Source organism: Spirillospora sp. CA-128828, assembly GCF_050945415.1.
In the GTDB taxonomy this organism is placed as follows: domain Bacteria; phylum Actinomycetota; class Actinomycetes; order Streptosporangiales; family Streptosporangiaceae; genus Spirillospora.
This window is the reverse complement of record NZ_CP191986.1, coordinates 8,269,093-8,279,916: the sequence shown is the minus strand read 5'-3', so window position 1 is coordinate 8,279,916 and position 10,824 is coordinate 8,269,093. Positions and strand designations below refer to the sequence as shown.

The 10,824-nt window shown below is 70.8% G+C and carries 10 protein-coding genes; 6 read left to right on the top strand and 4 right to left on the bottom strand.

Annotated features, from left to right (window positions below; all coding sequences use genetic code 11):
• Window positions 1-1,168: 1,168 nt before the first annotated feature.
• Window positions 1,169-2,398 carry an acyltransferase family protein gene (locus tag ACQPXG_RS39815; protein WP_433464316.1) on the bottom strand — a complete coding sequence of 410 codons (1,230 nt, stop codon included), beginning with the start codon at window positions 2,396-2,398 and terminating at the stop codon, window positions 1,169-1,171.
• A gap of 110 nt (window positions 2,399-2,508) precedes the next feature.
• Here ACQPXG_RS39815 and ACQPXG_RS39810 point away from each other — a divergent pair, with 110 nt between their 5' ends.
• The gene (locus ACQPXG_RS39810; RefSeq protein WP_433464315.1) at window positions 2,509-3,312 is read left to right on the top strand and encodes an RNA-guided endonuclease InsQ/TnpB family protein; all 804 of its coding nucleotides are present in this window, start codon (window positions 2,509-2,511) and stop codon (window positions 3,310-3,312) included.
• A 10-nt stretch (window positions 3,313-3,322) separates the two neighbouring features.
• A complete protein-coding gene (locus tag ACQPXG_RS39805; protein WP_433464314.1) occupies window positions 3,323-3,571 on the top strand; it encodes a zinc ribbon domain-containing protein in 249 nt (82 codons plus the stop codon).
• On the opposite strand, the gene ACQPXG_RS39800 is transcribed toward ACQPXG_RS39805, so the two are convergent.
• Window positions 3,555-4,325: a class I SAM-dependent methyltransferase gene (locus tag ACQPXG_RS39800; RefSeq protein ID WP_433464313.1), complete on the bottom strand. Its 771-nt coding sequence runs from the start codon at window positions 4,323-4,325 to the stop codon at window positions 3,555-3,557. The two genes, ACQPXG_RS39805 and ACQPXG_RS39800, sit on opposite strands and share 17 nt — an antisense overlap.
• Window positions 4,326-4,490: 165 nt before the next feature.
• Between ACQPXG_RS39800 and ACQPXG_RS39795 the strand changes: the two genes are divergently transcribed.
• On the top strand, window positions 4,491-5,588 hold the full coding sequence (locus ACQPXG_RS39795) for a DUF3068 domain-containing protein (RefSeq protein ID WP_433464312.1): 1,098 nt from the start codon (window positions 4,491-4,493) through the stop codon (window positions 5,586-5,588).
• 196 nt (window positions 5,589-5,784) lie between these two features.
• Window positions 5,785-6,894 carry an NAD(P)H-dependent flavin oxidoreductase gene (locus ACQPXG_RS39790; protein WP_433464311.1) on the top strand — a complete coding sequence of 370 codons (1,110 nt, stop codon included), beginning with the start codon at window positions 5,785-5,787 and terminating at the stop codon, window positions 6,892-6,894.
• A 66-nt stretch (window positions 6,895-6,960) separates the two neighbouring features.
• On the opposite strand, the gene ACQPXG_RS39785 is transcribed toward ACQPXG_RS39790, so the two are convergent.
• Window positions 6,961-7,371, bottom strand: a complete 411-nt coding sequence (locus ACQPXG_RS39785; protein ID WP_433464310.1) for a hypothetical protein — start codon at window positions 7,369-7,371, stop codon at window positions 6,961-6,963.
• Between the two features lie 294 nt (window positions 7,372-7,665).
• Here ACQPXG_RS39785 and ACQPXG_RS39780 point away from each other — a divergent pair, with 294 nt between their 5' ends.
• Window positions 7,666-8,256 carry a PH domain-containing protein gene (locus tag ACQPXG_RS39780; protein ID WP_433464309.1) on the top strand — a complete coding sequence of 197 codons (591 nt, stop codon included), beginning with the start codon at window positions 7,666-7,668 and terminating at the stop codon, window positions 8,254-8,256.
• Window positions 8,257-8,292: 36 nt separating this feature from the next.
• Here the strand turns inward: ACQPXG_RS39780 and ACQPXG_RS39775 are convergent, their stop codons facing one another.
• Window positions 8,293-9,105 (bottom strand): crotonase/enoyl-CoA hydratase family protein, encoded by an 813-nt coding sequence (locus ACQPXG_RS39775; RefSeq protein WP_433464308.1) that lies wholly within the window; start codon window positions 9,103-9,105, stop codon window positions 8,293-8,295.
• 156 nt (window positions 9,106-9,261) lie between these two features.
• Between ACQPXG_RS39775 and ACQPXG_RS39770 the strand changes: the two genes are divergently transcribed.
• Window positions 9,262-10,821: an acyl-CoA synthetase gene (locus ACQPXG_RS39770; RefSeq protein ID WP_433464307.1), complete on the top strand. Its 1,560-nt coding sequence runs from the start codon at window positions 9,262-9,264 to the stop codon at window positions 10,819-10,821.
• The last annotated feature ends 3 nt before the right edge of the window (window positions 10,822-10,824 follow it).

Below are 10,824 nucleotides of genomic sequence, written 5' to 3'. Positions count from 1 at the left end.
ACCCGCGAAGGGCTGTCGGACGCCCAGGGCAGGCTGTCGTTCGCCCCGATGACGACCGATCGGCTGACGTTCACCTTCTTCCGGGAGAGCCGGACCCAGCCCGTCCAGGTGGCCGAGCTGACCATCCCCGGCGTCAAGCCGATCCCGGACGTGCGGACCTACCCGCTGCGGCTGCAGTGTGGATACGGGCCGAAACTGCACATCGGTGGGTCCGGCGCCGCCCCGGCAGGCAGGGCCAAGGGCGGGAACGGGCGGAGGGGCGGCGACCGGAGCGGAACCGTCCAGACGAAGGCGTCCGGCACCCTCGGTGACCTGCTCGCCGGGCGCCCGCTGCGGTTCGTCTCGTGCGCCCAGGCCGAGCTCAAGGCGGGCCAGAACCATCTGACCTCCGTGCCGTTCGACTCCTATCGCGTCGACACGGTGACGGTCGGGGCGAAGCCGGAGGCGGCCGCCGCGGCGCGGCCGCCGCAGCAGGTCAAGATCGTCAGCTGGGGGGCGGGTTCCCGCAAGCTGGAGGTCGACGCCGGCACCGCTTCCTTCCTCACCGTCAACGAGAACTTCAACACCGGCTGGCGTGCGACGGCCGATGGCACCGAACTGCGGCCCGTCCGGCTGGACGGGTGGAAACAGGGCTGGGTCGTCCCCGCGGGCACCGCCGGCGTCGTCGAGCTCACCTACACACCCGACCGGGCGCAGCGGACCGCCGTCGTCGCCGGCCTCAACCTGCTGCTCGTCCTGCTGGTCGTCGCCTGCTGGCCGGGTAGGCGCGGCCGCCGTCCGGAGCCCCGCGCACTCGTCGCCGGGACCGGCTGGCCCGCATGGGCGGCGATCGGCCTCGCCGCCCTCCTCGGCGGCTGGATCGCGGGGGTGCCCGGCCTCGCCGTCACGGCGGGGACCGCCGCCGTGTGCGGCTGGGCCCGGACCCGCCGCTCCGCCGTCCCGCGCGCCCTGGCCTCACCGTGGCCGGTCGCGCTCGCCATGCTCGCCGGGACGGGCTTCCTCGCCGCCGGGCTCCGGCTGGACCTGCTCGACAACCCCGCCGCCCCGTCCGGCCCGGTCGGCGACATCGCCCCGCAACTGCTCGGGCTGGTGGTCGTCGGGCGGATCGCGGTCGAGCTGTGGCGTCCCGTGCCGCCCGGCGGCGGCGACTCCGGCGGCCGGATCTCGCTCAGCTGGACGGCGCCCGGGCAGGGGCCGGGCGGGCCCGGTCACGGCGCCGGGTCAGCCGCTGGACCGGCCACTCCACCAGGTAGTGGCTCAGAGTCCCCGCTGCGATGGTCGCCGCGGCCATCAGCGGCAGATCCGTCGCGACATCCCCCCGGAAGCCGCGGTCCGTCGCGTCGTACCAGGAAACGATGATCAGCAGCTGCCACAGGAAGACGCCGTAGGAGATCCGGCCGAGGAACCGCATGACCGGGTTGCCCAGGATCGCGCCGAGCGCGGGCTGCCCCGCCGGCGCCAGCGCCACCGGCGCGACCAGCGCCGCCGCGCACAGCCCGTACACGATCAGGTGCAGCACGGACGTCCAGAAGGCGTCCGCCGTCTGCAGGCTGAGCGGTCCCGCCGCGGGCGTCGCCGCCACCACGTACAGCATCGCGGCCGCGACCCAGCACGCCGCCCACGAGTCCGACACGGCCCGGCACATCGCGGCCACGGGACGCCGCTCGTCCAGCCGCGCCCACACCGTCACCACCGCGAGCGCCATCCCGATCGCGAACCAGACGAAGAACCGGGGAAGCCACATCCCCATCTGGGAGTGCCGGTCCGGGACGAACATGAACGCCGTCCACGGGAACGACAGCGCCCCGTACACGCCGATGCCGATGAGGAGACGCCTGGCCCGGACGCCGACGTCGTGCGTCCGCACCCGCCGCGCGTACCAGCCGAGGACCGCTGCGGTGAAGGGCAGCGTGACGTACCAGCCGGCCTCGACGACGAGGCTCCAGAGCTGCCCTATCTGCGCCGGGCCCAGGTCGCTGTCCCACCACGCATCGGGCAGATACGTGTGCGTCAGAGTGAGCAGCGAACCCCAGGTCACGGGGTCGCCGATGTGGTCTCGGCCTGCCGTGGCCATGTAGACCACGATCACGGCCCAGTAGGCGGGCATGATGCGCAGCACGCGTCTGCGCAGGTACTCGGTGGTTCGCGGGGCGGATCGTCCGTCCAGGACGGCCGCCGCCCACGGGCGGTACAGCAGAAGCCCCGACAGCGTGAAGAAGATGGGCACACCCACCTGGCCGCCGTTGAACAGCCAGCGCACGCCGTTCGGGTTGGTGATGGAACCGGCCGCGCTGGCGACATGGAAGACGAGGACGGCGAGCGCGGCCACGGCCCGGACGCCGTCCAGGGTGTCCTGGTGCCCCGAAATGGGCGGCGCCGCCGGCCTGGCCGGGTTCACCCGGCGGCTCCGGCGTGGAGGACCCGTCCTCCGGGACGGGGAGGATGCCACACGATGGTCTGCAGAGTGGACTGCGGGTTTTGTCGGTGGCGGCCGCTAGCTTTCCGGGCATGTCTCGCTACCGTCTGCAGCCGACGCCTGTGCAGGAGCAGGCGTTGCTGGAGCATTGCGGGCATGCCCGGTTCGTATGGAACCTGGCCGTCGAGCAGCACGCTTGCTGGCGGCCGGGGCGAAGGTCGGCGCCGGGGTTCGCCGAGCAGTGCCGCCAGTTGACGCGGGCGCGGGCGGAGTTCGCCTGGTTGCGGGCAGGGTCGGTGACGGTGCAGCAGCAGGCGCTCAAGGACTTCGCCCAGGCCATGGCGGCCTTCTTCGCCGGTACCCACCGCCGCCCGAACTGGCGCAAGGCCGGACGCCACGAAGGGTTCCGGATCGTGGCGGTCAAACCCGGCGACGTGCGGCGTGTCTCCCGCCGTGTCGGCCAGGTGAAGATCCCCAAGGTGGGGTGGGTGCGGTTCCGCTGGTCCCGGCCCGTCCCCAACGCGGTCAAATCGTTCCGCGTTACCCGCGACCGGGTGGGCCGCTGGCATGTCGCGTTCGCCGCGATCCCCGAACCGATCCCCGCGCCAGGTACGGGCGAGGTGGTCGGGGTGGACTGCGGTGTGGCCGTCAGCGCGGCGCTGTCGACCGGTGACCTGCTGCACGCCCCCAGGCTGCGGGAGACGGAGCGGGCCCGGCTGGCGCGGCTGCTGCGCAGACTCGCCCGCGCCCAGCCGGGTTCCAAGCGGCGCGCCCGGGTCAAGGCCGTGCTCGCGCGGTTGCGGGCCCGTGAGACCGACCGGCGCAAGGACTGGATTGAGAAGACCTCCACCGATCTGGCCCGCCGGTTCGACATGATCGCGGTCGAGGATCTCTAAACATGTCGCCGTGGAGAGCCGTGAGAGCCAAGCGGTCTTCTCGTGCGTGGCTTGCGGGTTTCGGGTCAATGCAGATGTGAACGCGGCCTGCAATATTCGTGATACGGCCGCAGGGCATGCGGTTGCTGCACGGGGAGGCCTGCCGTTGGACGGGCCGTCGAACCGTGAACCTCCACACGACCTCCTCCTTACGGGGGCAGTAGTTGCTGTTGGAATCCCCTCGTTCACCGAGGGGGAGGATGTCAAGTCTTCTTCCTGAGGATCAGGACGAGGTTCCAGGTGGCGATCTCGCGTAGACCGGGGATGCGGACGACACCCTCGGCCCAGCGCGGGTGATAGCGGGGCAGAGCGTCCAGAACGGTCACGTCGTCGTTGTTGCGGGCCCACTTCAGCGCCGACGACACCGACACCGGGTGCAGGCACCGCCCGAAGTGGTTCTTCGGCGGACGTCCGTTCCGGCGCTCGTAGCGCCGGGCGGCACGGTCGCCGCCGAGATAGTGCCAGGGTGAAGTCTCGTGGCCGCCCCACGGGGACAGCCAGTTGGTGAACGACAGGAAGGCCGTCCCGCCCGGCCTGGTCACGCGGACCATCTCGTCGGCCATGCGCCACGGATCCGGGACGTGTTCCAGCACGTTCGAGGAGAAGCACACGTCGGCTGAGCCCGTCCGGAACGGAAGGGCCAGTGCGCTGGCGACCAGAGTGTTGGGCCCCGGGACGTTGTGCGCGGTCAGCTCGGCGAGGTCATGGTCGATGCCGGTACAGCGTGCCCCTGCCGCGGTCAACGCGCGCGCGAAGAACCCGGACCCGGTGCCCACGTCGATGACCGTCGCGCCGTCCAGGTCGGTGTACGAACCGAGCTGCGCGACGGTGTCACGTGCCATCAGCCCGTAGAAGTACTCCGGCTCGCTCTGCTCGCGCCGGAACGCGCTCAGCAGCCGCACGGACCGCGCCAGAGTGGCCCGATGTCCAGGGGCGAGACGAGGCCCGTCCTGCCTGGGGGGCGCCGAGGCCATGCGGCCACCTCGCTGTTCCTGTCGTCCGCCGGCTGGGCGCCTCGTTCGCGGGGCCGGTGAGGTAACGAGGAGCTTACCGACCAGTACGCCGCTCCGGTAGGGTGACCCGGACATGCTGGACGTGGCCCCTCGGCCGTGTGCACGAGGGCAGTCCCGGAGGTGTTCATGCGGCGACCGGTCGGCCTGGTCCTGATCGGCCTGGGGGCCTTCTTCCTGACGCTCGCGCCGCTCGTCCGCTTCTACGTGGCCGACCAGGTCGTCGTCGCGCCGCTGAACCGGTACCAGGTGACGAACCTGGAGTCGAAGGGCTCGACGTACTTCGACCAGGCCGGCCTGAAGCTGAAGACCGGCGTCACCCTCCTCGCCAAGAACACCGTCCGCGGCGACGTCCGCGCCAACGAGGGCGACGACGACATCGCGGTCTGGGACTCCACGACCAACATCTACGACCAGGCCGATCCGGACAAGCCCATCCAGATCCAGGGCTTCCGCATCGCGTTCGACCGCCGGACGGGCCTGCTCACCAACTGCTGCGGCACCAACGTCGACGGCGACAACACCGTGCGGATGTCGGGCTACGGGCTGCTGTTCCCGCTCGGGAACGTCGGGAAGCGGGACTACCCGTTCTTCGACATGACGACCAAGCAGTCGGCGCCGATGCAGTTCAACGCGGTCGAGAAGGTCCACGGCCTCACGACGTACCGGTTCACCCAGACGATCCCGCTGACGAAGACGGCCGCGCTCGACGCCAAGCTGCCGGCCAAGATGCTCGGCCTGCCCGAGGACGCGGGCGACCAGAAGGTCGACCGCTACACCGAGGCGTACAACACGGTCTGGGTCGACCCGCGCACCGGCATCCCGGTCAAGCACCGCGAGAACGTGCGCAGCACCGTCCGCACCCCGGACGGCAAGGGCTCGATGATCGTCGCCCAGGCCGATCTCATCACCGTCGACAAGGACCAGAGGGGCCTCGTCGACACGGCCGACAGCACCGCGCTGCAGATCGACCTCGTGCGCAGCTACCTCCCCGGGGCCGCCATCTTCCTCGGCCTGATCCTGCTGTTCGTCGGAGGCTCCCTGGGCATGGCCCGCCGCGAGGCCCCGCGCATCGAGGCGCCGCGCCGCGCCGACGGCAAGTTCGGCGACATGACCCCGTCCGGCCCGCCCAAGCCCCCCGCGCCGCGCCCGGCCGCCGTTCGCCGCGCGGCCCCCGGCAGCCAACGCCAGCAGCGCAAGGCCACCGGCCCCACCCGCCGCCGCTGACGCATCCCCGGCCCGCAGCCGGCGTCCTGCGCCTCCAACGGCCCGGCGCGCCCTGCTCCGGCGATCGGTCACGGCCTCGCACTCCGCCCCACTCCAGGTGATACGTGTTCTATGTCGAATGGTGAAGTGCGCTGGTCGGGAGATTTGCAACTAGAACCTGTTGCAGTTTTGCGTGTGCGCGCTTAGGGTCGGGGCTGTGCGGACACGAGTCACCGAACTATTCGGCATCGAGTACCCGATCTTCGCGTTCAGTCACTGCCGCGACGTGGTCGCGGCGGTGAGCCGCGCCGGCGGCATGGGCGTCCTCGGCGCCCTGCATTTCACCCCCGAGGAGCTTGAGCTGGAGCTCAAGTGGATCGACGAGCATGTGGGCGGCAAGCCCTACGGCGTGGACGTCGTCATGCCCGCCAAGTACGAGGGCGCCGACATGGGCGACGCCGAGGAGCTGCTCGGCAAGCTGCAGGGCATGATCCCGGCGGAGCACAAGGAGTTCCTTGAGGAGCTGCTCGCCGAGCACGGCGTCGAACCGCCGAGCGAGAAGGCCGGCAAGGCGCTGCTCGGGTGGACGGACGTGACCGCGCGGCCGCAGGTCGAGGTGGCGCTCAAGCACCCGATCGCGCTGCTGGCCAACGCGCTCGGCCCGCCTCCGGCGGACGTCGTCGAGCAGGCCCACGAGCACGGCGTCAAGGTCGCCGGCCTCGCCTCCAACGCGCGGCACGCCCGCAAGCAGGTCGATGTCGGCGTCGACATCATCGTGGCGCAGGGCACCGAGGCGGGCGGTCACACCGGCGACGTCGCCACGATGGTCCTCATCCCCGAGGTCGTGGACGCCGTCGGCGCCGACACCGTCGTGCTCGCCGCGGGCGGCATCGGGCGGGGCCGGCAGATGGCCGCCGGCATGGCGCTCGGCGCGGACGGCGTCTGGACGGGCTCGATCTGGCTGACCGTGGACGAGGCCGACACCCCCGAGCGCGCCCTGCCGAAGCTGCTGAACGCCACGTCCCGCGACACCGTCCGCTCCCGGGCCTGGACGGGCAAGCCCGCCCGCTTCCTCAAGACCGCGTGGACCGAGGCGTGGGAGAGCGAGAAGTCGCCGGGCTACCTGCCGATGCCGATGCAGTTCATGCTGATCGCGGACGCCCTGCCGCGCATCCAGCGCTCCGGCGACGGTGAGCTGGTCACCTTCCCGGTCGGCCAGATCGTCGGCTCGATGAACCAGGTCAAGCCCGCCGCCCAGGTCGTCTACGACCTGATCGAGGAGTACGTCGAGGCCATCGAGCGCCTCAATGCCATCACCGAAGGCTGACCGCCCCGCGGGCCCCGGCCGCCGCTGTTCCCCAGCAGCGCCGGCCGGGGCCTCATGACGCGCTTCTCAGAAGCGCGTCATCCACGACAGGGCCCGGGCGAGGACGTAGTAGACGACGCCGGCGAGAGTCCAGTTGATGTAGAGCTGCTCGTCGGGGTCGGACCGCGTGAACACGTCGTGGAACGGCGTCGCGAGCCAGCGCCCCGCGTCGAGTACGGCGTCCACCAGCGTGTTCCCCGGATTCGCGTCGCCCCAGGTCAGCAGCATCCCGAGGGCGAGGATCGCGGCGGCGGCCCAGCCTGCGGAAAGGATCATCGTGCTCACCGGGTTGTGCCGGCTGCGCCGCCACCTCCGCGGCTTCCGCTGGACCACCGTGGTCTTCGAGGCGCCGTCCGCCGCCGTCCGCCGGGGCCAGAGCTGCCGCCTCGGCGTCGTCTCCGTGGTCTCGCGCCGCCTGCGTCCTATGTGCAAGGCCATGGCCTGCTCAGTCCTTCCGTGACTCGCTTCGCCCCAGCGATGCCACCCCAGAACCCCCACAAACCACCCACCCCTTTTCGGGCGACCCTTATCCCCCTTCGGTGCCTGCCGGGACGGAAGCGGTGCGGACCCGGTCCCCGCGTTCCCCTGATCGTTCCCGGCGCTCACCTGGCCCGCATGCCCCGTGGTGGATGGCGGGGCGCTTCTCCCTGAAGGCCCGGGAGCTCCCCTTGGCGTCTTCGGAGCCGATGACGGTCTGGCCCTTGATCGTCCCCGGTCGCTAGCCTTGCCCGCATGCTCCCCGCGCCTGGGCCGGAGCCGCTGGTTCTGCGGCCGTCCACCGGCTGGTGGCTCGCCTTGAACGCCTTGTCCGCGGCCATGCTCGCCGTCGCCGTGGTGCTGGTGGCGGCCGGCGGAACCTGGACCTTCCTGGCCGTGCCGTTCGTGGCGCTCCCCATCCAGCTCGTGGTGTTCGCGCGTCGCGCGTCGCCCCGTTTCCGGACGCTCGTCGACGCCCACGGTGTGACGCTTCGACGCGGCGAAGAGGACGAGGCGATTCCCTGGGACCGGATAGCGGGGATCTCCATCCGGCCGAAGGGCAGGAACTCGCCGGAGTACGGGCTGTTCCTTCTCACGGCGCAGGGCGAAATCGTCCGGTTGCCGTGCCGGATGCTGGGGCCGTTCACGCGGGGACGCCGGATGGCGGCCTTGGCGGAGGAGATCCGCGTGAGGTCCGGGCCTTACCGGAACCGCATCGGCGTGGTGCTCCCCGGGCCGGGCGTGCGGGCATTGCTGGCCGTCGGCGGTGGGGCGACGGGGACGGCGGTCGCCATCGTCCTGCTGCTCCCGGTCGTCCTTCTCGCGAGCCCGTGGACGCGGTCCTGACGACCGGACGCCACGAGCGGGTCGCCGTGGAAGGTGCTATTTGCCGTGGTAGATGGCGGGGCGCTTCTCCTTGAAGGCGCGGGAGCCCTCCTTGGCGTCTTCGGAGCCGATGACGGGCCAGCCGATCTCGTCGGAGATCTTGAGGGCGTCCTCTTCGGAGAGGTGCTGGGTCTCGCGGTAGGTGCGCAGGATGCCCTGGACGGCGAGAGGGCCGCACTCGGCGATCTGGCCGGCCAGCTCGCGGGCGGCGGCGAGCGCGGTGCCGTCCGGGACGATCTTGTTGATCAGGCCCATCGCGAGGGCCTCCTGCGGGGTCACCGAGCGGGCCGTGAGGAGGATGTCCATCGCGTTGGCGTAGCCGATCTGGCGGGGGAGCCGGATGGCGGACCCGCCCATCGGGAACAGGCCGCGCTTGGCCTCGTACAGGCCGAGGGTCGCGCCTTCGGCGACGACGCGCAGGTCGGTGCCGACGAGCAGTTCGGTGCCGCCGGCGACGGCGTAACCCTCGATGGCGCAGATGAGCGGCTTGGTCGGCTGGCCCTCGCGCAGGAGACCCTTCCAGTGGAAGTTCGGGATCTGGGCCATGCGCTCCTGGACACGGGGGTCGGACGGCTGCTGCCCCATGGCCTTCAGGTCGGCGCCGGCGCAGAACGTCCCCTCCGCTCCGGTGAGGATGCCGACCCGCACCTCGGGGGTGTCGGAGATGTAGGCCCAGGCGTCGGCGAGCCCGACCAGCATCGAGGAGCTGAGCGCGTTGCGCGCCTCGGGCCGGTTCATCGTGACGATGACGACGTGTCCGTCGCGCTCGACGACGCAGTGCTCGGTGCTGATCGGCAGCCGTTCCGCCATGGGTTCCTCCAGCTCAGATATTAAACGAGAACAGATTCTAGTTAAGGCGTCGCCCTACCGGTAGGGCTTGAACTGCAAAACGAGAACGTGATCTACTTTGGCTGCCGGGCGCCGCTCCGGGTGTCGGTGCTCGCTGTGATCACGTAGGGAGATCCGATGGGGTCATTGGGCTTTTGGCGGTTGGCGCAGGCCGACCCCGGGTGGGTCGCCGCCGTCGATCCGGACGGGACGAAGCACACCGCGGGCGACCTGCTGGCCCGCTCGAACCGGCTCGTCCACGGACTGCGCGCCCTGGGCCTGGAGAAGGGCGACGGCATCTGCGGCCTCGTCCCGAACGGCGTCGAGGGACTCGTCCTGTACCTGGCGGCGCTCCAGGCAGGCTGGTATTACACGCCGGTCAACTGGCACCTGACCGGCCCCGAGATCGGTTACATCGTGGCCGACAGCGAGGCGAAGGCGTTCTTCGTCCACGAGCGCTACGCCGAGGAGGGCGCGCGGGCCGGTGAGGAGATCGAGGCTCACCGGCGTTTCGCGATCGGGGACGTCGAGGGCTTCCGGCCGTATGCGGAGCTGGTCGACGGGCGGCCCGACACCCTTCCGGACGACCGCAGCAACGGCGCCACCATGCACTACACGTCCGGGACGACGGGACGGCCCAAGGGCGTCAAGCGGGCGCTGATGGGCATCGACCCCGACGACAGCGCCGAGCTGATGACGTTCCTGCTCGGCCTCTTCGGCATTCCGCCGGGCCTCCCGGCCGGGGGCGAGCACCAGGCCCATCTGATCACCTCGCCGAACTACCACACGGCCGTCACCCAGTTCGGCGGAACCGCCCTGCAGATGGGCCACACGCTCGTCTACATGGACAGGTGGGACGCCGAAGACACCCTGAGGATGATCCAGGAACACCGTGTGAGCAATACCCACATGGTGCCGACGCACTTCAAGCGGTTGCTGGCGCTGCCCGAGGACGTCCGGCCCCGGTACGACGTGTCGAGCATGAAGTGGGCGATCCACGCGGCGGCGCCGTGCCCGGTGCCGCTCAAGCACCAGATGCTCGACTGGTGGGGCGACTGCATCTGGGAGTACTACGCGGCGACCGAGGGCGGCGGGACGATCGCCAGCCCGGCCGACTGGCGCGCCCACCCCGGCACCGTCGGGAACGCGTGGCCGATCAGCGAGCTGCTGATCGTTGACGACGACGGGGACCCCGTCCCGGCCGGGACGCACGGCACGATCTACATGAAGATGGCCGGCGTCGAGTTCGAGTACAAGGGCGACAAGGAGAAGACGGAGAAGAACCGCCTCAAGGACTTCTTCACCGTCGGCGACATCGGCTACCTGACCGAGGACGGGTTCCTGTTCCTGTCCGACCGCAAGTCCGACATGATCATCTCCGGCGGCGCGAACATCTACCCCGCCGAGATCGAGAACGAGATCATCCTGCATCCGAAGGTCGGGGACGTGGCCGTGTTCGGCATCCCGGACGAGGAGTGGGGCGAGCAGATCAAGGCGGTCGTCGAGCCCGCCGAGGGCGTGGAGCCGGGCCCGGAGCTCGCGGACGAGATCCTCGCGTCCCTGGAGGGACGGCTCGCCAAGATGAAGTGGCCGAGGTCCATCGACTTCATCGAGACGATGCCGCGCGAGCCCAACGGCAAGCTCCTCAAGCGCAAGCTGCGCGACCCGTACTGGAAGGACCGCGACAGTGCCATCTGAGCA